The organism is Paractinoplanes globisporus DSM 43857, assembly GCF_000379645.1.
Lineage (GTDB): Bacteria > Actinomycetota > Actinomycetes > Mycobacteriales > Micromonosporaceae > Actinoplanes > Actinoplanes globisporus.
Genome location: NZ_KB903337.1, coordinates 1 through 23,031 on the forward strand (window position 1 = coordinate 1; position 23,031 = coordinate 23,031).

Annotated in this window: 26 protein-coding genes, 3 tRNA genes and 1 rRNA gene; 7 read left to right on the forward strand and 23 right to left on the reverse strand. The window is 70.0% G+C overall.

Annotated elements, in window-relative coordinates; genetic code table 11:
- A 16S ribosomal RNA gene (locus A3CQ_RS0141640) occupies positions 1–123 on the reverse strand; the annotation flags it as partial.
- Between the two features lie 455 nt (positions 124–578).
- On the opposite strand from A3CQ_RS0141640, the gene A3CQ_RS0141645 reads away from it, so the two are divergent.
- Entirely contained in the window at positions 579–1,616 is a 1,038-nt protein-coding gene (locus A3CQ_RS0141645) for a serine hydrolase domain-containing protein (protein WP_020516905.1), read from the forward strand.
- Between the two features lie 475 nt (positions 1,617–2,091).
- Here the strand turns inward: A3CQ_RS0141645 and A3CQ_RS0141650 are convergent.
- The 7 genes from A3CQ_RS0141650 to A3CQ_RS0141680 form a co-directional block, all read right to left on the reverse strand.
- Positions 2,092–2,165: transfer RNA gene (locus A3CQ_RS0141650), tRNA-Phe, on the reverse strand.
- A 14-nt stretch (positions 2,166–2,179) separates the two neighbouring features.
- A tRNA-Asp gene (locus tag A3CQ_RS0141655) sits at positions 2,180–2,253 on the reverse strand.
- Between the two features lie 64 nt (positions 2,254–2,317).
- Positions 2,318–2,390 (reverse strand) — tRNA-Glu (locus tag A3CQ_RS0141660).
- Positions 2,391–2,528: 138 nt separating this feature from the next.
- Positions 2,529–3,497, reverse strand: a complete 969-nt coding sequence (locus tag A3CQ_RS0141665; RefSeq protein ID WP_026206795.1) for a MerR family transcriptional regulator — start codon at positions 3,495–3,497, stop codon at positions 2,529–2,531.
- Positions 3,487–4,146: an isopentenyl-diphosphate Delta-isomerase gene (gene idi / locus A3CQ_RS0141670; protein ID WP_020516907.1), complete on the reverse strand. Its 660-nt coding sequence runs from the start codon at positions 4,144–4,146 to the stop codon at positions 3,487–3,489. Before idi ends, A3CQ_RS0141665 begins: the two co-directional genes overlap by 11 nt.
- The gene (gene crtI, locus A3CQ_RS0141675; RefSeq protein WP_026206796.1) at positions 4,143–5,597 is read right to left on the reverse strand and encodes a phytoene desaturase family protein; all 1,455 of its coding nucleotides are present in this window, start codon (positions 5,595–5,597) and stop codon (positions 4,143–4,145) included. The genes idi and crtI overlap by 4 nt, the downstream gene beginning before the upstream one ends.
- Positions 5,598–5,605: 8 nt before the next feature.
- Positions 5,606–6,649, reverse strand: a complete 1,044-nt coding sequence (locus A3CQ_RS0141680) for a polyprenyl synthetase family protein (protein WP_026206797.1) — start codon at positions 6,647–6,649, stop codon at positions 5,606–5,608.
- Between the two features lie 63 nt (positions 6,650–6,712).
- Here A3CQ_RS0141680 and A3CQ_RS0141685 point away from each other — a divergent pair, with 63 nt between their 5' ends.
- Positions 6,713–7,588, forward strand: coding sequence for a phytoene/squalene synthase family protein (locus A3CQ_RS0141685; protein ID WP_020516910.1), 876 nt, complete (start codon positions 6,713–6,715; stop codon positions 7,586–7,588).
- A complete protein-coding gene (locus A3CQ_RS0141690; RefSeq protein ID WP_020516911.1) occupies positions 7,585–8,898 on the forward strand; it encodes a cryptochrome/photolyase family protein in 1,314 nt (437 codons plus the stop codon). The genes A3CQ_RS0141685 and A3CQ_RS0141690 overlap by 4 nt, the downstream gene beginning before the upstream one ends.
- Positions 8,899–8,900: 2 nt before the next feature.
- On the opposite strand, the gene A3CQ_RS0141695 is transcribed toward A3CQ_RS0141690, so the two are convergent.
- Both A3CQ_RS0141695 and A3CQ_RS0141700 read right to left on the reverse strand, forming a co-directional pair.
- Entirely contained in the window at positions 8,901–9,389 is a 489-nt protein-coding gene (locus A3CQ_RS0141695) for a hypothetical protein (RefSeq protein ID WP_157296961.1), read from the reverse strand.
- An 85-nt stretch (positions 9,390–9,474) separates the two neighbouring features.
- On the reverse strand, positions 9,475–10,104 hold the full coding sequence (locus A3CQ_RS0141700; protein ID WP_157296963.1) for an HAD family hydrolase: 630 nt from the start codon (positions 10,102–10,104) through the stop codon (positions 9,475–9,477).
- A 38-nt stretch (positions 10,105–10,142) separates the two neighbouring features.
- Between A3CQ_RS0141700 and A3CQ_RS0141705 the strand changes: the two genes are divergently transcribed.
- Complete coding sequence (locus A3CQ_RS0141705; RefSeq protein WP_020516914.1) at positions 10,143–10,451, forward strand: hypothetical protein; 309 nt, start codon at positions 10,143–10,145, stop codon at positions 10,449–10,451.
- Here the strand turns inward: A3CQ_RS0141705 and A3CQ_RS0141710 are convergent, their stop codons facing one another.
- Positions 10,452–10,841 (reverse strand): hypothetical protein, encoded by a 390-nt coding sequence (locus tag A3CQ_RS0141710; RefSeq protein ID WP_020516915.1) that lies wholly within the window; start codon positions 10,839–10,841, stop codon positions 10,452–10,454. It lies immediately after the preceding gene.
- 62 nt (positions 10,842–10,903) lie between these two features.
- Complete coding sequence (locus tag A3CQ_RS0141715; protein ID WP_020516916.1) at positions 10,904–11,323, reverse strand: PaaI family thioesterase; 420 nt, start codon at positions 11,321–11,323, stop codon at positions 10,904–10,906.
- Between the two features lie 123 nt (positions 11,324–11,446).
- Between A3CQ_RS0141715 and A3CQ_RS0141720 the strand changes: the two genes are divergently transcribed.
- Positions 11,447–11,695: a hypothetical protein gene (locus tag A3CQ_RS0141720; RefSeq protein ID WP_020516917.1), complete on the forward strand. Its 249-nt coding sequence runs from the start codon at positions 11,447–11,449 to the stop codon at positions 11,693–11,695.
- Here A3CQ_RS0141720 and A3CQ_RS0141725 read toward each other — a convergent pair.
- From A3CQ_RS0141725 to A3CQ_RS0141750, 6 genes are all read right to left on the reverse strand, one after another.
- Positions 11,692–12,960, reverse strand: coding sequence for a PrsW family intramembrane metalloprotease (locus A3CQ_RS0141725; protein ID WP_020516918.1), 1,269 nt, complete (start codon positions 12,958–12,960; stop codon positions 11,692–11,694). The genes A3CQ_RS0141720 and A3CQ_RS0141725 overlap by 4 nt on opposite strands.
- Positions 12,957–13,523, reverse strand: a complete 567-nt coding sequence (locus tag A3CQ_RS0141730) for a hypothetical protein (RefSeq protein WP_020516919.1) — start codon at positions 13,521–13,523, stop codon at positions 12,957–12,959. The genes A3CQ_RS0141725 and A3CQ_RS0141730 overlap by 4 nt, the downstream gene beginning before the upstream one ends.
- Before the next feature lie 55 nt (positions 13,524–13,578).
- A complete protein-coding gene (locus A3CQ_RS0141735) occupies positions 13,579–14,163 on the reverse strand; it encodes an RNA 2'-phosphotransferase (protein ID WP_020516920.1) in 585 nt (194 codons plus the stop codon).
- Positions 14,160–14,939: a class I SAM-dependent methyltransferase gene (locus A3CQ_RS0141740; protein ID WP_020516921.1), complete on the reverse strand. Its 780-nt coding sequence runs from the start codon at positions 14,937–14,939 to the stop codon at positions 14,160–14,162. The genes A3CQ_RS0141735 and A3CQ_RS0141740 overlap by 4 nt, the downstream gene beginning before the upstream one ends.
- Positions 14,940–15,033: 94 nt before the next feature.
- Positions 15,034–15,243: a BldC family transcriptional regulator gene (locus A3CQ_RS0141745; RefSeq protein WP_014687221.1), complete on the reverse strand. Its 210-nt coding sequence runs from the start codon at positions 15,241–15,243 to the stop codon at positions 15,034–15,036.
- A 281-nt stretch (positions 15,244–15,524) separates the two neighbouring features.
- Positions 15,525–16,364, reverse strand: a complete 840-nt coding sequence (locus A3CQ_RS0141750; RefSeq protein ID WP_020516923.1) for a DUF8083 family protein — start codon at positions 16,362–16,364, stop codon at positions 15,525–15,527.
- 152 nt (positions 16,365–16,516) lie between these two features.
- Between A3CQ_RS0141750 and A3CQ_RS0141755 the strand changes: the two genes are divergently transcribed.
- Both A3CQ_RS0141755 and A3CQ_RS0141760 read left to right on the forward strand, forming a co-directional pair.
- A complete protein-coding gene (locus A3CQ_RS0141755) occupies positions 16,517–17,596 on the forward strand; it encodes a Glu/Leu/Phe/Val family dehydrogenase (RefSeq protein WP_020516924.1) in 1,080 nt (359 codons plus the stop codon).
- Between the two features lie 226 nt (positions 17,597–17,822).
- Positions 17,823–18,038: a DUF3073 domain-containing protein gene (locus A3CQ_RS0141760; protein WP_020516925.1), complete on the forward strand. Its 216-nt coding sequence runs from the start codon at positions 17,823–17,825 to the stop codon at positions 18,036–18,038.
- Positions 18,039–18,168: 130 nt separating this feature from the next.
- Here the strand turns inward: A3CQ_RS0141760 and amcA are convergent, their stop codons facing one another.
- The 5 genes from amcA to A3CQ_RS0141785 all read right to left on the reverse strand — a co-directional run bounded on the left by amcA (position 18,169) and on the right by A3CQ_RS0141785 (position 22,811).
- Positions 18,169–18,408: a multiple cyclophane-containing RiPP AmcA gene (gene amcA, locus A3CQ_RS0141765; protein ID WP_026206800.1), complete on the reverse strand. Its 240-nt coding sequence runs from the start codon at positions 18,406–18,408 to the stop codon at positions 18,169–18,171.
- Positions 18,377–19,480, reverse strand: a complete 1,104-nt coding sequence (amcB, locus tag A3CQ_RS0141770) for a cyclophane-forming radical SAM peptide maturase AmcB (RefSeq protein ID WP_020516927.1) — start codon at positions 19,478–19,480, stop codon at positions 18,377–18,379. The genes amcA and amcB overlap by 32 nt, the downstream gene beginning before the upstream one ends.
- Before the next feature lie 132 nt (positions 19,481–19,612).
- On the reverse strand, positions 19,613–20,755 hold the full coding sequence (gene purM, locus A3CQ_RS0141775; RefSeq protein ID WP_020516928.1) for a phosphoribosylformylglycinamidine cyclo-ligase: 1,143 nt from the start codon (positions 20,753–20,755) through the stop codon (positions 19,613–19,615).
- A 26-nt stretch (positions 20,756–20,781) separates the two neighbouring features.
- Positions 20,782–22,383, reverse strand: coding sequence for an amidophosphoribosyltransferase (gene purF, locus A3CQ_RS0141780; protein ID WP_026206801.1), 1,602 nt, complete (start codon positions 22,381–22,383; stop codon positions 20,782–20,784).
- An 83-nt stretch (positions 22,384–22,466) separates the two neighbouring features.
- Positions 22,467–22,811 (reverse strand): sterol carrier family protein, encoded by a 345-nt coding sequence (locus A3CQ_RS0141785; protein WP_085944372.1) that lies wholly within the window; start codon positions 22,809–22,811, stop codon positions 22,467–22,469.
- Positions 22,812–23,031: the final 220 nt, after the last annotated feature.

A 23,031-nucleotide genomic window follows, 5' to 3' on the forward strand; every position in this document is an offset into this window, starting at 1 on the left:
TTACTCACGTGTTACTCACCCGTTCGCCGCTCGAGTACCCCCGAAAGGGCCTTTCCGCTCGACTTGCATGTGTTAAGCACGCCGCCAGCGTTCGTCCTGAGCCAGGATCAAACTCTCCAACAAAAACTTGGAAAACTGTCCCGGCAACAAACAAATGTTGCCAAAGGAATCCAAGCCGGAACAAACCGGCCAGGGTATAAAACAATTGGCACTGGCTTTACAAGCACCCTGTTGAGTTCTCAAAGAACAACCACACCCGAAGCAACTTGCCCTCGGGGCACTCGTTCAACCTTACTAGGCCTTCCGGAGTTCGTCAACCGGTTTCTCCCGGTTCCACCCCATCTGCCCTAGTACATCCCCCGCACAAGGCACGCAGCATGACTGCGTTCCGAGTTCAAAGGATTTGGCGGGACGGCCACCCGCGGATCTCTCCGCTTGGCTGTCCGCGTCCCCGCCGGCTCGGAAAACATTACAGCGTCGTTCCCTAGGCTCCAAATCGGGTACCAGTGTCCCGCATCTTCGCAGGTCAGCGCAGGTGAACCGGCGAACCCGCGCGTCCGGCGGCTACCGTGCGCCACATGGAGGGCTTCATCGCACCAGGTTTCGAGGCGGTGGGCGAGGCGTTCGCCGCCGATCCGCGCGGTGGTTCGGCACTCACCGTGCTGCGCCACGGGGAGCCGATCGTCGACGTCCGCGAGGGCTGGCGTGACGCGGCTCACACCCTGCCCTGGGACACCGACACCTTGGTCAACGTCTACTCGGTCGGCAAGCCGATCATGGCCGCCGCCGTCATGCTCCTCGAAGGACGCGGCCTGATCACGCTGCCGGCTCCGACCGCGACCTACTGGCCGTCGTTCCAGACCAATGCTTCCGTACGCGATGTGCTCGCGCACCTAGCGGCCTTGCCATCGTTCCCGACACCTCGCCCGGTAGAAGCGTGGTCCGATTGGGACCTGCTCTGCGCCGACCTGGCCGCGGCCGCCCCCGAATGGCAGCCCGGCACGGTAGCCGCCGAGCACGCCCTGACCTACGGCCACCTCCTCGGCGAACTGATCCGCCGGGTAGACGGCCGCCCGCCGGTCCAGTTCGTGCACGAGGAGATCGCCGCCCCACTGAAACTGGATCTCGGCTTCGCCCTCTCGGCCCACGACCAATCCCGCTGCGCCGAGCTCGAGTACGAAACCCCCGACTGGCCAGCCGAGTCCCTGGGCACCCCCGGCTCGGTCCACGCCCGAGCGGTCGGCAACCCACCCGGCACCCGAGACCTGGCGGTACTCAACGGCCCTCTCTGGCGCCAGTCCTCCGTCCCCGCGGTAAACATCCACGCCACGTCCCAGGCGATAGCCCGTTTCTACGCCGCCATCCTCGACGGCCGCCTGCCATCCTTGGCGATCCCCCAGTACACCGGCCCCGACCTCTTCATAGAGCAGGACGTCACCTGGGGCCTAGGCGTCCAAATAGAGCAAGACGGCACCTGGGGCCAAGGCGGCCTGGGCGGCAACGCCGGCTGGGCAGACCCGCAACGACACCTGGCCATCGCCTACGTAACCCGCCGCCTGGGCGACTTCGCAGCCGTAGACCGAATCGAGGCCGCGATACACCAGGCAATTCCCTAAGCCCGCCGCCCCAACAGCCGATTCTTCGCGTCGCGGAAGAGGGATCACGGCGGACCTGAGAGGGCGATGGAGGACCAGGGCTGGTGTCCCCCATCCTCAGCCCACCAGCCGGCGCCGCACCCAGCGGCGCCGGCACCCCCCACTCCACCCGCAAGGCCCTACCCCCAGACCGCGACACAGGTATGGAAAAGGAAGGGGAAGGGCACCCGCCGCCAACGCCAACGAACGCAAACGCGGACGGCAAGCAGCGCACACCGCTCGTGGCGAGCGGCAAAGCCGCGGAGGCGAGGTTTTGTTTCTGAGGCGGCGAAGCCGCTCTCAAAGCTGCGATGCGAAGCGAGCCCCACCCACGGCCAGTGACCGACCGGCAGAGGGGTGCGGGTGGCGTAGCCCCCGCTTGCGCGACGAAGTCGCGCGGAAGGAACGAGGCTGCTCGGCTCACGCTTTCCGTGAGCACTCTTCGGCCCCAGACTCGTGGCCAGGGGCGGGGTCGAACCGCCGACCTTCCGATTTTCAGTCGGACGCTCGTACCAACTGAGCTACCTGGCCAGGGTGTTTCTTTGCGGTCCTGACGGGACTTGAACCCGCGACCTCCGCCTTGACAGGGCGGCGAGCACTCCGACTGCTCCACAGGACCTTGCTTGTAGCTGCACTGCCGTACTGCTCTGGCTTATCGGCAACTCCTGCTGCCAACTTACCAGTGCCCCCAACGGGATTCGAACCCGTGCTACCGCCTTGAAAGGGCGGCGTCCTGGGCCACTAGACGATGAGGGCAACCCCGCAAGTATGGCACGTCTGCAACACTGTGCGGCGTAGACCCCAACCGGGCCCCGCTTGAGGCTTGGAAAGCATACGTGATCGACCGCCCCGTCTCCAAACCGGTATCCGGATGGCACCTGATCAGCGGAAACGTCACGTGGCGGCGGCTTGGACCAATTCTGCGGCCTCGGCGAGCTCGGTGAGCTGGGCCACCCCGGAGGGCAGAACGGCGGGCCAACCGGGGCCGCCGGCGGCCAGCAGCAGCGGGGGATGGGAGTGGGCGGCCACCCGGGCGAGCTGCGCGGGGTCGCCGGTGCCGGCCATCTGCGACCAGAGCACCACGACGGCGGGGCCGGTTCGGGTTACGGCATCGTCCAGCGCGCGAGCCGGCACCCGGGCGCCGAGCAGCCGGGTCGCGACGCCCCCCTGGGCCAGCGCGGCGGCCAGGGCCTCCAGCGGAAGCGTGTGCTGCTCCTCGTCGGCGGCGGCCAGCAACACCCGCGGGGGCGACGCCGGCCGCGGGACCGCGCCGAGCACCTCGCTGACGCACCGGGAGATCAGGTGCTCGACCTCGACGAACCGCTGCGTGGCCTGGAACCGTTCCCCGATCCCGACCAGCACGGGCACTGCCACCTCGTCCCAGGCCGCGATCACCCCGCGCTCGGCGACCACCCCCTCGAAGATCGTCCGCATCGCCGCGGCGTCGAGCCTCATCGCGGCCCGGGCCATCCCCCGCGCGGCCGGCCCGACCCGCCCAAGCGGAATGGCCTGCCCCCCGCCGTCCCGCTCGGAAGCAGAGCCGGAAGCAGAGCCCGAAGCAGACCCGGAAGCAGAGCCCGAAGCAGAGCCGGAAGCAGAGCCGGAAGCGGTGGAAACACGACGCGCCAGAGCAGCACCGGAACGCCGAGCCCAGGCAGCAGCCTCCGCCGGCGCCACCCCCTGCGACGTGAGCCGCAGCATCACCTCGAGCCGGTGCAGGTCCTGTGCCGTGTACCGCCGATGCTGGCCCGGAACATGCCGGCTGGGCCCGAGCCCATACCGCTGATGCCAGGTGCGCAACGTCGTGACCGCCACCCCCAGGCGACGCGCGACGGCCCCGGCGCTCAGCGCCTCAACGCCCACCCGGCCACCGCTCCGGCGCATCGTCGGACAGATCGCCACCCGGCGGAGATACCTCAAAACGACCGGCGTTGGGCCGAGGCACGGACGGCACCGGCGGCACAAGCGGCCGGGAAAGGTGCTCCGCCAGCCGAGCGGTCACCCCCGCCAGCCACGGCGCATAGGGCGCGGGATCGGAGGCGAGACTCTCCAGCAGCGCCGGCACCGAGATCCAGCGAAGTGCGGCCACCTCCGCCGGGTCCGGCACCACCCGGGCCCCGGCCGGCAGATCCCCGAGGAGGACGTGGTCGTACTCGTGCTCCACTCGCCCCCCGGCCGGATCCACGGCCCGATACGTGTAGACCCCGATCGGCGTCAGCGCCATCTCCGGCAGCCCGAGCTCCTCGGCCATCCGCCGCCGGGCCGCCACCGCCACGTCCTCCGCCGGCAGCGGATGCCCGCAGCAGGTATTGGCCCAGCGCAGCGGAAACCGGGTCTTGACCGCGGCCCGCTGCTGCAGCAGCACCTGCCCGGTCGACGGGTCGCGCACGAACACCGAGAACGCCCGGTGCAGCATTCCCGGCGCCTGATGCGCCTCGGAAACGGTCGCCGCCCCGACCGATTTGCCGGAGATGTCAACGAGCTCGACGGCGTGGGACTCACGATGGCTCATCGCCCGCCTCCAGTGATCCGCGCCGCCGCCAGCTTTCCCGAGATCAGCACCATCGGTACGCCGACGCCGGGCTGAGTTCCCGACCCGGTGAAGACGACGTTCGGCAGCGTCGGGTGCAGGTTGGACGGCCGGAACGGCCCGGTCTGCCCGAACGTGTGTGCCGCCGAGAACGGTGTCCCGGCCGCCATGCCCTGATCGGCCCAGTCGGCCGGCGTCACGATCCGCAGCACCTCGATTCCGGCGCCGAAGCCCACATACCCGCGCTTCTCGAGCGTCCGCACCAGCGAATCCGCATACCGCGAGGCCAGCCCGCCGCGCCAGTTCATCGGTCCCACCTCGAGGTTGGGCGCCGGGGCAAGGACGTAGTAGGTGTCCGGCGTCGGGTGGGTGACCAGCAGAGACGGGTCGCTCATGAGCATTCCGTCCCGGATCACCTCGTCGAACGTGCGTCGCCACGCCGCCCCGAAATGGATGTTGTGGTGCGCGATTCCCCCGTACGGCTGCCGGGAACCCACATGCAGGACCACGCACGAGGGTGCGAAGCGCAGCCGGCGCGACCAGGCCGAAGGCAAAAGATCGCGATGAGCGATCGGCAGATCGGGGTTGAGCACGACGACGTCGGCGGGGATGCGGGCGCCGTCCTCGGTGATCACGCCGGTGGCCCGGCCGCCGGAGACCTCGACCCTGGTGACCGTCGTGTCGTAGCGGAACTCGACGCCGTGTTTCTCGGCCGCGCCGGCCAGCGCCCGCGGGACAGCATGCATGCCGCCCTTGGGGTAGAAGACGCCGGCGACCGAGTCGAGGTAGGCGATCACCGCATAGATCGCGAGCGCGTCGTGCGGCGCGAGCCCGGCATACATCGCCTGGAACGAGAAGATCCGCTGGGTACGGGGGTCGCGGAAGAACTGGCCGATCTTGGTGTGCAACCGGCGGAACCCGCCCATCCCGAGCAGCTTGAGCAGGTTGAGATTGACCAGGTCGAGCGGGGTGTCGAGGTTACGGCCGATGAAATGGTCGCGTTCGAGCAGCCAGAGCTTGCGGGCGTAGTCGACGAAGCGCAGGTAGCCGTCGGCCTCGCGGGGGCCGCAGACCCGGGAGATCTCGGCGGCCATGCGCAGGGTGTCGGTGCGAACGTCCAGAGTGGAACCGTCCGGGTAGAACGCCCGATATGCCGGATCGAGCGGCAGCAGCTCCAGCCAGTCCGACAGCCGTTCGCCGACGGCCGCGAGCGGCTCCTCGATCAACGACGGCATGGTCAGCACGGTCGGCCCGGTGTCGAACTCGAACCCGTCGACGACGAGCCGCCCGGCCCGCCCGCCGGGCACGGACTCCCGCTCGACGACGGTGACCTGCCGCCCGGCCGCGGCGAGATGCAGCGCGCACGACAGCCCACCCAGCCCGGCCCCGACGATGACCACCCGCTCGGTGGGCCCACTGACAGAACGGCGCATGGCAGACATCATGCCGGGCGGTGCGTGGCGCGAACCGCCAGCTCGATGAGCGCGTGCCGCGCCTCGGCGGCGATCGGCGCGGCGGCCAGAGCCGCGATCGCCGAGGCGACCCGCTCCCGGATCATCGCCTCGACCTGCGCCGGAGCGCCGGTCGCCGCGATCTCCTGAGCCAGGCGCTCCGGGTCATCGAGAGTCAGCGGCGCATGACGCCGGGCCAGCAGCAACAGCGTGGTCGGCTTACCGGTACGCAGATCGTCACCGGCCGGCTTGCCGGTGACCGCCGGATCGCCGAACACTCCGAGCAGGTCGTCCCGCAGCTGGAACGCCTCACCGACCAGCGCGCCGAAGTTCTCGTACGCGAGATCGATCTCCGGCGAATCTGAACCCGCGAGCGCCAGCCCGAGCTGCAGCGGCCGCTGCACGGTATAGCTGGCGGTCTTGAGCCGCGCGACCAGCAGCGCCCGGTCCTCCGACCAGTCGCCGGGCGACGTCTCACCGAGCACGTCCAGATACTGCCCCGAAATGGCCTCGACCCGCATGCGGTCGTAGCGGGCGCGGACCGCGAACAGCGTCGCCGTCGGTATCGGAGTGCGGGCGAGCAACTGGTCGGCCCAGACCAGGCACAGGTCGCCGACCAGGATCGCCGCCGACGTGCCGAAGCGCTCGCCGTGCCGGCTCGCGAAGATGCGATGTGCCGTGGGCCGCCCGCGCCGGGTCGCCGACTCGTCCATCACATCGTCGTGCACCAGGGCGAAGGTGTGCATGAGCTCGAGCGCGGCCAGCGCCGGGAGCACCGGCTCGACCGGCTCGTCGCTGACCCCGCGCCAACCCCAGTAGGCGAATGTGGGCCGCAGCCGCTTCCCGCCGGCGAGCACCAGATCGCGCGCGGTGCGGGCGAAGCCGCCGAGCTCGGGGTCGGTCGCATCGAGCGCGGCGATCCGGGCGGCGAGGAAGTCGGCCAGCGTGCCCTCGATCGCGTCGACCAATGTCGTGGTGCGGCCCGTTTGGCGGGGGATATGTCGCCGGTTTCCCTCGAGCGTGTTGTTGGCCACGAGATCTACCGTACCCTAGGTTGTTGGTTGCGTCGATTCTTGCGTCGATTTGCGGAGGACCCTGTGGAAGCGGACCTGGCCATCGCCTATGAACGCTGCCGAGCCCTGCACAAGCAACACGGCCGCACCTACTACCTGGCGACCCGTCTCTTGCCCGCCTGGAAGCGTCGTCATGTGCACGCCCTCTACGGATTCACCCGTTACGCCGACGAGATCGTCGACCGCACCGAGGCTCTTCCGGCGCGGGAGCGTGCCGCGCGGCTGACCGAGTGGTCCGACCGGTTCGTGGCCGGGCTGCGCGGCGAGCCGGTCGACGATCCGCTGCTGCCGGCCGTGCTGCACACCATCGCCGTGTTCGACCTGGACGTGGACGACTTCGTGACGTTCCTGCGCAGCATGGCGATGGATCTCACGGTCACGTCCTATGAGACCTACGACGACCTGCTCGACTACATGGAGGGGTCGGCCGCCGTGATCGGCACCATGATGCTGCCGATCCTCGGCTCCTCCGACCGGGTCGCCGCGCGCGAGCCCGCCCGCCAGCTCGGCCTCGCGTTCCAGCTCACCAACTTCATCCGGGACGTCGCCGAGGACCTCGAGCGCGGCCGGGTCTACCTGCCCGTCGAGGATCTCACCCGCTTCGAGCTCACCCCGTCCGATCTGCGACCCGACAACCCCAAGATCAAACCCCTCATCGCGTACGAGGTCAGCAGAGCGCGCCGCCACTACGCGTTCGCCGCCCCCGGCATCCCCCTGCTCGAGCCCGCCTCGCAGGCCTGCATGCGCACCGCCTACCGGCTCTACGGGGGCATCCTCGACGAGGTGGAGGCGGCCGACTACGACGTCTTCGCCCGCCGCGCGACGGTGCCGAACAGTCGCCGCGCGGCGGTCGCGATCCGCAGCCTGCTCACCCGGCCCGGCACCGAGGTGTCGGCGTGACGCGTACCGCGGTGGTGCTGTTCACCCGGGATCTGCGGGTGCACGACAACCCGGCCCTGGCGGCCGCGTGCGCCAACGCCGACCGGGTGGTGCCGCTGTTCGTGCTCGACCCGGGGCTCGGCGAGCTCTCGCCCAACCGGTCGCGCTTCCTGCATCAGTCGCTGGCCGATCTGCGCTCGTCGCTGCGGGAGCGGGGTGGCGACCTGGTGCTGCGGGTCGGGGATCCGGTGGCGGAGACGATGACGGTCGCGCGGCAGGCCGGGGCGACGATGCTGGGGTTGGGTGCGGACGTCACCCCGTACGCGAAAAGGCGGGAAAGTCACCTGCGTGACCGATGCGGCGGCGAACGTATCGCGCTGCGCCTGTTCCCCGGAGTGACGATCGTCGATCCCGGCGAGCTGCGGCCGAGCGGTGGCGGCGACGCGTACCGGATCTTCACGCCCTACTATCGGGCCTGGTCGGGCGCGAAATGGCGGGACGAGGTCGCCACTCCGCGCCGGATCACGCTGCCGGACATTCCGGTCGGGCGGCTGCCGGCTCTCCCCGCCGGGGAGTCGCCCGGCGCCGCGGCGGGTGGCGAGACCGAGGGACGGCGCCGGCTCACCGCGTGGCTGGAAGACATTGACGCGTACGCGGAAAAGCACGACGACCTGCCGGGCGACGGCACCAGCCGGCTCAGCCCCTATCTCCGCTTCGGATGTCTCTCGCCGCTGGCCGTGGCCGAGGCGGCGAAGGCGCACGGCGGCGAGCCGTTTCTCCGGCAGCTCTGCTGGCGCGATTTCTACTACCAGGTCGCGCACGCCTTCCCGCGAATCGCCACCGAGCCGTTCCGGCCGAACGCGAACGACGAGTGGCGCGACGACCCGGAGGCGCTGAAGCATTGGCAGGACGGGCTCACCGGGGTGCCGATCGTCGACGCCGGCCTGCGTCAGCTGCGCGCCGAGGGCTGGATGCACAACCGCGCCCGGCTGATCACCGCCGCGTTCCTCACCAAGCACCTGGGCATCGACTGGCGGCACGGCGTCCGCTGGTTCTTCCGCTGGCTGCTCGACGGCGACGTGCCGAACAACTCCGGCAACTGGCAGTGGGTGGCCGGCACCGGCAACGACACCCGCCCCTACCGCCGCTTCAACCCGATCCGCCAGGCCCACCGCTTCGACCCGAACGGCGACTACGTGCGGCGCTACGTCCCGGAACTAGCGGGCGTACGCGGTCCGGCCGTCCACGAGCCATGGCGCATTCCCGACAAAGTGGACTACCCCGGCCCGCTCGAGTCCCACCGCGACGAGGCGGTCTGGCTGCGTTCGTAACGTCAGACGACTCGCCAGCGGGTCTCGTCGTCCTTCGGGGTGGACTTGCAGATGACCCGCTGGCCGGTGGCAGTGCGGGCCTTGGCGCCGGCCGGGCTGCAGGCGTCGCCCACGACCGGTGCGGTGGTGAGGCCGGGCACCGACTTGTGGGGCAGCGCGTCGAGCTGACGGGCCACCTCGTCCTCGGTGTTGGCGAGCGACTTGGCGCTGGTGGGCGGGTCGGGCTCGTGTTTCGACGTGGGCGGGGTGGCGGTCGGGTCGGTGGTCGCCCGCGGGGTGTGAGAAGGGCGGGTGCTGGCGATGGTCTTCGCCTCGGGTGCGGCCGTGGAGGGGGACGGATCGGTGACGGCCGCGTTGTTGGCCGTGACACCGTTCTCGTACTTTCCGGACATGGCCAGCAGGCCGAAGAACAACGCGCCGCCGAGGAGCGCTACGAACAGCAGCGCCGGCGCCACGAAGGCGCCACGACGGGACGTCTGCGGAGAGGTCACCGGTACACCTTTACCTGACTCGGTGACCCGGCCTATGGGCCCTTTGTCCATGTCACAACGGAGAATCGGCGGAATAATCGGCGGCTCAGGCGGCCGCCAGCACCAGCCGCAGCGCGGCCGCGCCCGTTGCGCCGACAACTTCCGGGCGGTAATCAAGCCCGGCGGGCCACTCGCGGCCGAGAGCGACCCATCCCGTACGCAGTCCGGCGCCGACTCCGCCGCCGATGTCGCTGTCTGAGTTGTCCCCCACCATCCATCCGGATCCCGTGAGCGGCAGCCCGGCGGCGGCCGCGGCGATCTCGAAGATCTGGCGGTCGGGCTTGCGCACCCCGGCGCCCTCGGAGATCGTCCAGCCGGCGACCAGCCCGTCCAGGCCGGTGCGGCGCAGCTTCGCCTCCTGCTGGGCGACCGTGCCGTTGGTCACGACGAACGGCACGAATCCGGCCCCGGCCGCCTCGTTCAGCACGGCCGCGATCTCCGGGTCGGGCGCGAGCTGCTCCACCATCCCGCCCCGCAGCTCGGCGAGGATCCGCTGGTCGTCGCCGCCGTACCGGGCCGCGATCTTCGAGGCCAGATTCTCCCGCGGTTCGTAGCCGTCCCGGTCGGCCTCGACGAGCCAGGGCACCTCGGATTCCCCGTAGCGAGACTCCGCCCAGCTCTTGAAGGCCGCGCGACGGTCGATAAGAGTGTTGTCGAGATCGATGAGCAACAACATCATGTGATTCTGACAGGCGCTATTCGAGGAGGAGCGGCGTGCTGACATTCACGAATGCGGCGGAACAGGCGGCTTGGACCTTGGCCGAGGCGCTGAGCGACAAGGCCTTCGCCGCGATGAAGCAGGCCGAAGAGGCCGCCGAGGCGTTCCAGTCCGGCAAGATGGCGATGCGACGGCAGTTCAAGGCGCGCGGCATGTCCCAGGTGGACTCCGACATCCGGTGGTCGGGGACGAGTCAGGCGCGCAAGGCGTTGTCCGACAACGAGTGGTACATGTCCCAGGCGAGCATGTACAACGAGGCCGCGGCCGCTCAGTACGCGAAGGCGCTGTACCTCAAGAAGACCTGATCAGGCCGCTCGGTGCCGGAGGGTGGCGACGGTCGAGCCGGCCAGGGCCAGCAGGCAGTCCGGGAGCTGGCCGTCGGCGATCGCGGCGCCGAACAGGGCCTCGCCGGTGGGGATGTCGCCGTTCACGTACGCGCTGACGAAGCGGGCCACCCACCGCTTGTCGTATCGCGCGTCGTCGATGCCCGGGAAGTCGAGCGTCCAGGCGCCGCCGGACGGAACCTGCCCGACCATGGTGGCGGCGAGGCACCAGGCGACGTCGTACGCACCGACGACCCCGGAACGGTCGACGACGGCGTCGAACGTATCGACCACAGCGTCACTGTCGCCGCTGAGCGCACTCTGCAGAACCAGCGCCGCGTCGTCGAAAGCGTGCTGTGGTACCTCCGTCACGTGAAGAAAGGTACGTGGATCGGTCAAGGAGCGCTCGCGTACGGCCGAACAAGCACCGGAATTCACGCTCCGCGCAGAAGACAGGTGATGCGGGCGGTGCAGATCCGCTCGTCGAGGTCATCGGTGATTATCACTTCATAGGTGACCATCGTGCGGCCCCGATGGACCGGCGTGGCGACCCCCGTGATCAGGCCGGAGCGGACGCCCTTGTGATGGGTGGCGTTGATGTCGACGCCCACCGCGAACGGCCGGTCGACGGTCTGGCCGTGCAGCACCGCGCCGACCGAGCCGAGCGTCTCGGCGAGCACGCAGGAGGCGCCGCCGTGCAGCAGCCCGTACGGCTGGGTGTTGCCTTCCACCGGCATGGTGCCCACGATCCGCTCGGGCGTGGCCTCCATCAGCTCGATGCCCATGCGCTCACCGAGGGTGCCGCCGCCCCCGGACGCGAGCAGGGTCTGTATGCCGTCGGCCGCGATATCCATGAGGGGCAAGGTTACCGCCGAGTCGGCACCTTTCCTGCGACTTCGATCACAGCGCCCGGGTCGCGCACGTGGCCACTTGGTCCTACTGTTCGCATGACCTATCCGCCCCTCGAGGGAGATTCCATGACCGAGCCGCAGGAGACCGTGGAGACGCGCGGCAGCGACCGCGTCGACCTGATCGCGAACGACACGACCGGCGACGGCAAGCCGGACGTGTGGGTGTCCGACACCGACGGGGACGGCAAGCCCGACCTGTTCCAGTTCGACACCGACGGCGATGGCAAGGTCGACATCACCATGGTCGACCTCGATCAGGACGGCACGCCCGAGGCGATCGTCGACGGCGACGGAGGCATCCCGCCGCAGGTCTAGGCGCCGCCGAGCGCCGAGAGAGCTACCCAGAGGACGGCGATCGCCACCACGGTGGTGACGATCGTGGAGGCCGTGTGCCGCCACGATCGCGGGCCGGCGATCGCCTCCGGGTGGCCCAGGCCGCGCAGCGTCTTGCGCTGGACCCGGATCTCGTCGCAGTTCGCGCCGGTCTCTTTCGAAGCCCGGCTCAGCTCCACCGCCAGCCGCGCCTGCGCGCGCTGCAACCGGCGCACGGCCCTGCGCCCGGCGTGGCCGGCCTGCTGGCCCGCGTACCGGCGGGCTGCGGCCCGGGCCGCACCCGAGCCCAGCACCCCGAGCTCGCCCTCCGTGATGAGCTCCGGATCGCGCAGCGTGCCGAGCCGGCCGACGTAGTAGTCGGCCTCCCGGTCGTGCGCCCGCCGCACCAGCCACAGGATGAGCAGCAGCGGCGGCAGGCCCTTGAGCAGCAGGATCCCGAGCAGCGCCAGCGCGCCGTTGCCGAGGCCGTCGCCGAGCAGCGGGGAGTTCCACAGCACGTGCGATGCCCAGGCGCCGAGGAAGGCGAGCAGGGCCGCGCCGACCCGGTGCGCGGGACGGCGGTCGCGGCGTACCACCAGATAGCCGATGCCGGCGCCGGCCAGCGCGCCGAACAGCGTGTGGCTCCACACCCCGGAGAGGAAGCCGCGCAGCAGGAACGTGGCGATCACCGGCTGCACCTGGTCGCCCTGCCCGGCCAGCGCCACCGCGCCGACCGCGAAGACGATGTCCTCGACGATCTGGAAGCCGAGGCCCACCATCGCGCCGTAGACGACGCCGTCCAGCACGCTGTTCACCTGCGTACGGGCGACCAGCACGATCGCGACCACGCCGAGTGTCTTCGCCGTCTCCTCGACCGAGGGCGCGGCGAGCGCGGCACCCCAGTCGGCGGCCAGGTGCGGCGAGCCGAGCTTGGCCACGAGGTCTTCCAGCGCCGTGCTGGCCGGGATCGACACGCTGGTGGCGACCAGGCCGCCCCAGGCGAAGGCGAGCACGAGCAGTTCCAGCGGCTCCCGCTCGAGGAAGTCCAGCTCGGCCACGACCAGCCAGAACGGCACCGCGAGCAGGGCGAACAGCAGCACCGCGGCGACGGTTGCGATCGGGTACGCCGAGGCGAGTCGTCCCGCGATCTGCGCCATCCGGACCGCGCCGGCCAGCAGCAGGGCGGCCACCACCCAGAACGCGGGAACGCGGGCCAGCGCGGAGATGCGGGCCCCACCCTGGGCGGGGCGGACCGCGGCGGCTGTCACCGCTCGCGCCCGTCGGTCCGCAGGGTCCGGGTGCTCGCCTCGATCTGCGGCAGGGTGCGGCCCAGGTCGAGGTCGACGCCGCTGATGGTGACCTCGATGGTGAGACCGTCGGCGACGAAGACCGCGTACCGGCCGCTACGGCCCGGCGCCGTGTAGCCGCCCTGGAGGCCGGCCAGGCCGTCGGCCGTCGCGATCTCGAGCTGCGGGCCGGTGACCTGGTATCCGGGGTTCGCGGTGATCCGCTGCCGGAGGCTCGATCCCGCGCTGCGCAGGTCGCCGTCGAACGGGCGGACGGCGATCTTGTATTGCACGCCGCCGAGCCGGAACAGCGCGGTGCCGGTGGTGCCGCCGGGCCGGGTGACGGTGACGTCGAGGGTCGCGCCGAGCGGCGGAACCACGGTGACGCCGGCGCCGATCGGGTAGGGCTCGTCGGCGCTGACCGGCCGCTCGCCAGGGAGGGCCCGGTCGATCGCGGGGAGGCCCAGGGCCAGTCCCGCGAGGGTGGCGACGACACCGAACGCACCGAGGAGATTCATCAGCTCACGCCGGGTGATCCTCGCCATGGCACCACGCTAATCGGTGGCGGCGGACGATCGGGCCGTTCGGCCACTGTGGAGACTAGATCAACCAGCCTTGCTGCGGATTTGTCCGTTTTAGCGAGAGGTACCCGGACGGTACCGCCAGGGTCAGCCACACCCCGTTCTCGCTGCGATGGAAGACGTGCCCGTCGGCGGCCATCCGCGCGGCGTCCACCTCGAACACGACCACATCGGCCGAGCGACGCCGGCCGACCACCAGCGCGGTCGGCACATCCTTCGACAGGTGTACGTGGTGCCGGCTACCCGGGCGCAGGCCGTCGCGCAGGATCGGGTCGAGGTTGTCGCGCGGGGTGCCGTGGAACAGCACCGCGGGCGGCTCGGCCGGCGGCAGGTCGAGGTCGATCTCGACCCGGCGGGAGTGGCCCTGGCTGGCCCGGATCCAGTCGACGCCGTCGTCGCGGCGGGCGATGGCGAACCGGGACTTGTCGTTGTTCTCGACGATCACGTCGAGCTCGGCGCGGGTGATGCCCAGCGCGCCGAGCAGGTCGGCGACGGGCGCCCAGCCGTTCGCGTCGAGCGTGAGGCCCGCGGACTCCGGCCGGTGCCGCAGGATCATCGAGATCCGCCGGCTGACCTTCACCTGGTCGCGGGAGAGTGTGTTCACGTAATTAACTCCATGACCGCAAGGTAATAGGGGCGGTCCTGGTCGTCGATCGATTTCAGTCGCCAGCCGGTGCCGTCCAGCAGCTTCTCCAGCTCCGCGGGAGAGCAGTTCAGGTAGTCGAACCACTCGGTGGCCAGGCGCCGGTAGCGCAGCCGCAGCCGCAGCTGACCGCCGATCCGGCCGCGCTCGCGGTTGTGGCGGTGGTATTCCGCGTGCACCGGATCGGTCGTGCCGTACGGGTCGGTCCCCTGCGCCACGATGCGGGCGCCGGGCCGGGCCAGGCGGGCCAGCGCGGCGAGGAAGACCGGGGCGCGCTCGGCACTCTCGAGCAGCCCGAGATTGTTGCCGAGCAGCAGGAACGTGTCATATCGCGTCGCGGCCTTCGAGGCGTACGCGTCAATGGTTGTCACCACCGTGTCGCGCAAGCCGCGTCGCCGAGCGATCTCGATCGCGCCGGGCGATGTGTCGAGGCCGGTCACCGCCATGCCGCGGCGCTGGAGCTCGACGGCGGTCCGGCCGGCCCCGGTGCCGATGTCGAGCACCTGGCCGCGACAGAGGCGTAGCGCCCGGTGGTCGTGCGGCTGCCACTCCTCGGGCTCACCCAGATAGTGATCGGCCGGCGCGCCGTTGATCAGGCCGTCGTCCCGCTCGATAACCTCGATCACGGGTCGCGGCACCCGGCCGCCGGCGAGCGGACGCGGTCCCACGCCGGTCCGCACCGCGTACGCGTCCCGGATCATCTCGCCGAAGACGTCGCCGATGGGTGGCTCACTCATGGGGGTCACCACCGATCAGCCGACACGAAGAAGGGGCGGTCGCCTTCCCCAGCGCACGCCCCTTGCAACGATGCTACGTCTCGACTCGGTTCGTTCAGTCGCCCTGACGCTGCGTGGGAATCTGCCCCTGCAGCAGGGCACGAACCTCCGACTCCCGGTAACGGCGGTGGCCGCCCAGCGTGCGGATTGCACTGAGCTTGCCGGCCTTCGCCCACCGGGTGACGGTCTTCGGGTCGACGCGGAACATCGACGCCACCTCGGCCGGCGTTAGTAGCGGCTCAGGATCGTGCGTACGCGATGCCATCGGTCACTCCTCCACAGGTACCTATAGACAACGGCCGGGGTCCCGCCGGCCGGTGCGTCTCTCATGGTCCGGCTAGTCCCCGATGTCCGACATGGGCCGAACGGACGAACGTCCCCAGATAGACGGATGAAGCATGCCCGATTTTTCCGTGTTTTCTACGCCAGATAGTGCCGCGTTTAGTCCGATTATCACGCTTCGCGGAGCCGTGATTACGAAGAGTATTCGCCTCGGGAGCGCTCCCGAGAGCGTCGTCTTATCGAGATAAGTCCCGTTTTGGCTGGTCAGTTGCAGCGCTCCAGAAGCTGCACTTTCCGCCAGCGATCGACGAGCTTCTCGTACGCCTCGGAGGCCGCGTCGGCGTCACCCCGGGACAGGGCGGAAAGGCCGGCCGCCACCAGACCGGGTGAATCGTCCTGCCCCAGGTCGTCATCCGGGAGGAGGTTGACGAGGCCGCCGTAGTCGAGCTCGACGATCGACCGGGGATGGAACTCCTCCAGCCACCGGGTGCCCTCCTCGACCGCCTCGGTGATCGGCGCGTCCCCCAGCGACTTGCGCAGCACCGAGACGCCCCGGTGCGCCCGGCGGCGGGCCTTGGAGATCTCGGTGCGGTACCGCAGCGTGCGCCGGCCGGGGGCCAGCTCGATCTCACGCTCGTCGAGGTCGATGAAGACGAACCAGCGCAGCGGCACGCCCCAGGTCGCGATCTGCTCGTGCACCCGCGGCACCCCGTGCTCGAGCACCTTGGCCCCGCTGCGCCAGTCCTCCACGATCGCGCGGGCCTGGCCGGCCAGCACCGGCGGCACGAAGGCGTCGGCCAGCACGCTGGGCACCCCGTCCCGGGCGTTCAGGGCAGCCTCGGCGACCCGCAGACGCAGGTTCCACGGGCAGACCAGCAGCGTGTCGCCCCACTCGAGCACGTAGGCCTCATCGGGCAGGTCGGGAAGGCGCGTCCACCCCGCGCCGAGCGCCTCGAGCACGGCGGAGCGCTGCTTGACCGGACCGTCGACCGGGCCCAGGGCACGACCCTCGCGGGCGTACCGGCGCCAGAAAACCTGGCGCTCGCGGTCGAACGCGGTCAGCGGTTCGTAAACCCGAAGGTACGACGCGAACAGTGACGGCACGGCGCGATCCTTTCACGAATTTCGCCGCAAGGAACTTCCCGCGCGGGCGTAATCACCGGCCGGTCCGCCCGACTACGCTCGCTATGTCCGGCAACACCCCAGCCGGGTAAACGGCCCCACAAGGGCCTCGAGACCAGATCAGGAGAGCAGCGATGGGCGTGTTCGACACCGACGGCACCGACGCCACCGGGCACGAACAGGTCGTCTTCTGCCAGGACAGGCAGACCGGCCTGAAGGCGATCATCGGCATCTATTCCACCGCCCTCGGGCCCGCACTCGGCGGCACCCGCTTCTACCCGTACGACAGCGAGGCGGACGCCCTCGCCGACGTGCTCAAGCTGTCCCGCGGGATGGCCTACAAGAACGCCCTCGCCGGTCTCGACCTCGGCGGCGGCAAGGCGGTCATCTGGGGCGACCCGGCCCGCACCAAGTCCGAGGGCCTCCTGCGGGCCTACGGCCGGTTCGTCGAGTCGCTGCACGGGCGGTACTACACCGCCTGCGACGTCGGCACCTACGTGCCGGACATGGATGTCATCGCCCGCGAGACGCGCTACGTGACCGGCCGCAGCCTGGAGCACGGCGGCGCCGGCGACTCCTCGATCCTGACCGCCTGGGGCGTCTTCCAGGGCATGCGCGCGGCCGCCGAGCACACCTGGGGCTCACCGACCCTCGCCGGCCGCACGGTCGGCATCGCCGGGCTCGGCAAGGTCGGCAAGTACCTGGCCGGCCACCTGATCGACGACGGCGCCACGGTGATCGCCACCGACGTCAACGAGACGGCGCGGGCGTGGGCCCGCGCCACGTACCCCCAGATCGAGCTGGTCCCCGACACGCTCGCGCTGATCACTTCCGCGATCGACGTGTACGCGCCCTGCGCCCTCGGTGGCGCCCTGGACGACGACACGGTCCCGGCCCTGCGCGCCAAGATCATCACCGGTGGCGCCAACAACCAGCTGGCCCACCCCGGCATCGAGAAATCGCTCGCCGAGCGGGGCATCCTCTACACGCCGGACTACCTGGTCAACGCCGGCGGCGTGATCCAGGTGGCCGACGAGATCGAGGGCTTCAACTTCGAACGGGCCAAGCTGCGCGCCACCGGGATCTTCGAGACGACCCGGCGCATCCTCGCGCTGGCCGACGAGGAGGGTGTCGCACCCGCCGTCGCGGCCGATCGGCTGGCCGAGCAGAGGATGGCCGAGGTCGGCCGTTTGCGCGCGATCTACCTCGGCTGAGACCCGCCGGATCAGCCTTTTGGTCCTGTTTAGGGTGGCAGGTGGGGCGGTTGGAGTCGCTGCCGCGCGTTCCGGGATGTAAAACCCGCGACGCGCGGCAGTGTCACACGCAACCCGAGGTGCCGAAGGCGGCATCGTCCATGTACCGTAAGACCCACGAGAGATGCCTGACGTCATCGGGGCCCGCCTTCGGGCTGCCCCGAATTCTGTGCGAGGGGGTCGAGCCATGGGGCGCGGCCGTGCTAAGGCCAAGCAGACGAAGGTGGCCCGGGAGCTGAAGTACCACTCCCCGAACACCGACCTCACCGCCTTGCAGCGCGAACTGGCGGGTGCCAGTGGTAAGTCCGACCGTCATTTCGACGACGACAACGATGAGTTCGTCGACGACGACGAGGACGACGCGGACGACGACCAGGACTCCTGGTCGCCGACAAGGCGCTGACTGACCCGGTTTGCACAGAGCACGCGGCTGACCGCGTGCTTCCGTGTGTCGCGGTCAACTTCCCACGGTTCAAACAACACTGAAGCCCACGCGGGCCAACCACCCGCGTGGGCTTCAGGACTGCGCAGACCTATCGCGGCCGGTTGTTCCAGTTGTAGAACGTGGGAATGTTCTCGAAGTGGTTCCAGGCGCAGACCGCCGAGCCGTCCTCCGCCGTGCTCTCCGCGCGCTGTTCCCGGGCCGCCTCCGCCTCCGCGATGAGGGCAGCCAGCCCGGCTCGGGTGTCGTGCACCCGTGCGGTCACCGGATCGTCTCCCACGATTTCTGGCTGCGCAGCCTCAGACAGCCGTGGGTTCATGATCTCGGGCATGGTCCAGCACTCCCTCCAGTAGGCGAATCTTGCTGTTGCGGCAGTGGTCGGTCTCGGTCATGTCGAACCGGCCATGCTCGAAGTAGCGGTTCGCCGCGTGGGCGCCGCCGCAGAATCCGAAATACGGGCAACTCTCCCGGCACGCCTCGACGCCACGCAGGAACTCGGCGATCCAGGGCGTGCCGGCCGCGCCGGCCAGGATCTCGCCCAGCGGGGTCGTCAGCACGTTCCCGCTGGTGAAATCGCCGTACCGGGGGTCGTGGAAGCCGGCCAGCTCGGGTGAGAGCAGCACCACCGAGCCGTCGTGGGCGATCGTGGGGATCGGGTCGAGCCGCCGCGGCAGCAGCTCGTCGGCGGTCCCGTCGAGCACCGCGGCCGCGTAGCGCAGCGACCACTCCACCTCGCGCAGATGGATCCGCGGGTCGCGGCGCCAGGCACCGACCAGCTCGGCCCAGAACGCGGTCACGTCGGCCGCGTCGTGCCGGTTGGCCCGGGTGTTCACGCCCTCGAGCTCCTCGACGTTGATGCCGAGCACCTCGCAGCCGAGGTCGAGGAAGTACGCGTACAGCTCCTCGGCCACCCCGGGACGCGGGTCGCCGACCACGCAGAGCGCCGAGAACGGGATGCCGTGCCGTTGCAGCGCTTCGATGCCCCGGACGATCCGGTCGTAGGCGGGCTTGCCGCCGCGGGTCACCCGATCGCCGTTGCGCGCCTCCGGACCGTCGACGCTCACGCTGACCCGTACGCCATGCTCGGCGAAGAACTCGCACCAGGCGTCGTCGATCAGCGTGGCGTTGGTCTGCACGTGGTGCTCGATCGCGCCGTCGAAGGGCGCGAGCAGCGCCGCAAAGTGGTCACGCCCGGTAGCCAGCGGCTCACCACCGTGCCAGACCACCGAGAACCGGCCGGCCCGGGCGAAGGACCCGACCGACTCGGCGACGGCCGCGGCCACCTCGACCGGCATCCGCTTGTCCTGCGAGCGGAACGGAAGGTAACAGTAGGAGCAGTCGAGGTTGCAGAGAGTGGTGGGCTGCATCACGACGTAGGTCGGGACGGCCGCTATGCCGCGCATCCCGCTCCACCGTTTGATCATGAACACCCCCGTCCGGCGTACGCCTAGAGGCTAGGCCGCCCGATCCAGCACCGACATGAAAGATCCGCATGTGTCATAGATAGACACACGCGGATTCTTCCATCGAATCGGTCAACCGCGGGTGTACTGCCCCATCATCTGCACCTCGCCGGTGCCGTCGATGACCTCGCCGACCTGCCACGCCTCGACGCCCCGGCCGGTCAAGTAGGCCATCGCGCGGTCGGCGTCGTCGGACGAGACGATCGCGAACATGCCGACGCCCATGTTGAACGTAGCCTCCATCTCCGTGTCCTCGATCCGGCCCTTGGCCTGGATGAGGTCGAAGATCGGCTGAGGACGCCAGGTGGAGCGGTCGACCACCGCGTCGACGTTCTCGGGCAGGATGCGCACCAGGTTGCCGGGGATGCCGCCGCCGGTGACGTGCGAGAACGCCCGCACGTCGGTCTCCTCGATCAGGCCGAGGCAGTCCTTCGCGTAGATCTTGGTGGGGGTGAGCAGTTCCTCGCCGAGGGTCCGCTGCGTGCCGAAGTCGTCGACCACCGAGTCGAGCCGCATCCGGCCGGCGCCCAGCAGCACGTGCCGCACCAGCGAGTAGCCGTTCGAGTGCAGGCCCGACGAGCGCATCGCGATCACCGCGTCGCCCACCTCGACCCGTTCCCGGCCGAGGATCTCGCTTTCCTCGACCACGCCGACGCCGGTGGCAGATACGTCGTACTCGTCGGGGCGCAGCACACCGGGGTGCTCGGCCGTCTCGCCGCCGAGCAGGGCGCAGCCCGCGTACCGGCAGCCGTCGGCGATGCCGGCGCCGATCTCGGCGACCTTGTCCGGTACGACCTCGCCGCAGGCGATGTAGTCGAGCAGGAACAGCGGCTCGGCGCCGCACGCGACCAGGTCGTCGACGACCATCGCGACCAGGTCGATGCCGATCGTGTCGTGGATGTCGAGCTGCTGGGCGATCACCAGCTTGGTGCCGACGCCGTCGGTCGACGAGGCCAGGATCGGGCTCTTGTACTTCTGCGTGTTCAGCCGGAAGAGGCCGGAGAAGCCACCGAGGTCACCGATCACCTCGGGCCGGGTGGTCCCCTTCACCTTCGACCTGAGCAGTTCCACGGCGCGGTCGCCGGCCTCGATCGAGACACCGGCCTCCGCGTACGTGACCGAGCGCTTGCGAGCACCACGGCCGGAACCGGCCGTCCACGGCCTGCGATCGCCCTCGGCGCCGTTGGCACTGTTGCGCTCGGACACGTGGGTCACGGTATTCCCCTTAGAAGTCACAAAGATCACGGGTGCTGCAGGGCGTTGGCGCCGCCCGGACTGCCGACCAGGCGGGCCGCCGCCCGGTCGTCGTACTCCGTCTCGAGCTCGGCCACCGCGGCGGTGGCCACCTCGTCGGACGCGGACGGCATCGTCGCCCGCTTGCCGACGCCCTCGAGCAGGTGCTTGCCGATCAAGTTGCCGGCCGGCAGCTCGATCGGGTACTGACCGTCGAAGCACGCCATGCAGAGGCGCGACTTCGGCTGCTCGGTCGCCTGCACCAGGCCGTCCAGGGAAACATAGCCCAGGGTGTCGGCGCCGATCGAGCGCCGGATCCCGTCGATCTCCAAACCGTTCGCGACCAGCTCGGCGCGGGTGGCGAAGTCGATGCCGTAGAAACACGGCCATTGCACCGGCGGCGACGAGATCCGCACGTGCACCTCGAGGGCGCCGGCCTCGCGCAGCATACGGACCAGGGCCCGCTGGGTGTTACCGCGGACGATCGAGTCGTCGACCACGACCAGGCGCTTGCCGCGCACCACCTCGCGCAGCGGGTTGAGCTTGAGGCGGATGCCCAGCTGACGGATCGTCTGCGACGGCTGGATGAAGGTACGTCCGACGTACGCGTTCTTGGTCAGGCCGGCGCTGTACGGGATGCCGGAGGCTTCCGCGTACCCGATCGCGGCGGGGGTGCCCGACTCGGGGACCGGGATGACCAAATCGGCCTCGACCGGGTGCTCCTTGGCGAGGCGGCGGCCGATCTCGACCCGGGCCGAGTACATGTTCCGGCCGGCGATCGTGGTGTCGGGGCGGGCCAGGTAGACGTACTCGAAGAGGCAGCCCTTGGGGTCGGGCGCGGCGAACCGGCTCGACCGCAGGCCATGCTCGTCGACGGCGAGCATCTCGCCGGGCTCGACCTCACGCACGAAACTGGCGCCGACGATGTCGAGGGCCGCCGTCTCGCTGGCCACCACCCAGCCGCGCTCCATCCGGCCGAGCACCAGAGGGCGTACGCCCTGGGGGTCGCGCGCGGCGTAGAGCGTGCCCTCGTCCATGAACACGAAGCTGAACGCGCCCCGCAGCCGCGGCAGCACCTCGAGCGCGGCGGCCTCGACCGACAGGTCGGGGCGGCTGGCCAGCAGCGTGGTGACCAGGGCGGTGTCGCTGGTCGACGCGATTTCCGACGACCCCTGGGCCTCGAGCCCGCGCTCGGCGATCTCGCGGGCGAGCTCGGCCGTGTTGACCAAGTTGCCGTTGTGGGCCAGGGCGATCGTCGTGCCGGCCGTGGTGGCGCGGATCGTGGGCTGCGCGTTCTCCCAGTTCGAGCCGCCGGTGGTCGAGTACCGCGTGTGGCCGATCGCGAGGTGGCCGCGCAGGCTCGCCAGGGTGGGCTCGTCGAAGACCTGGGAGACCAGGCCGAGGTCCTTGTAGACCACCACGCCCGAGCCGTCGCTGACCGCGATGCCGGCCGCTTCCTGGCCGCGGTGCTGAAGAGCGAAGAGCCCGAAGTACGTGAGTTTGGCTACCTCTTCCTCGGGGGCCCAGACGCCGAAGACGCCGCAGGCATCTTGGGGGCCGCGCTCCTGGGGGTCGAGATCGTCGGTCAACCGGCCGTCGCCTCGGGGCACCTGTCGCTCCCTTTGATCTGCTGGAAAGTGCTGGTCCGCTCCGATCGCCCAGTGTACGCGAGCCGACCGGGCACGGCTCGGCCTCAGTCCTCCGGGCCTTGCTCGCCCAGCGGCAGGTACTCGGTGAGGTCGGTCCGGATGCCGCTCGCACGGAGACGTCCGTCACGGAGCGCATCCGCCCAGCTCACACGCTCCGTGGCGACCAGCACCCAGGTGATCGGATCCGTTTCGACCACATTGGGGGGTGTGCCGCGCGTGTGCCGGGGACCGGCGACACACTGAATCGCACCGAAAGGCGGAACTCGCACCTCCACCGAACGGCCAGGTGCACGATGGGACAACTCGGCCAGCAGTGCTCGCACAGCGTCACGCAGCACCGCACGCTGGGGTTCCTCACCCCGATCCAGCGCGTCCAACGCGTGTTTCACGGACTCGGATTTATTGTGCGCAGGGGACACGTCGGGACGATACGACCCGCTCTGCCGAGATTGGTACGCGCCCCTGGGTCGCGCGATGGACCCATGACAAGGCATAGTGGCCGACGGTGTTTTAGTCGCGGGACGTAACCGGCACCCTAAGACAGTCCGGGAAGACCGTGCGACCGGAAGGCGGTGGACGTGACAACGCACCTTCGAGCCCGATGGGCCC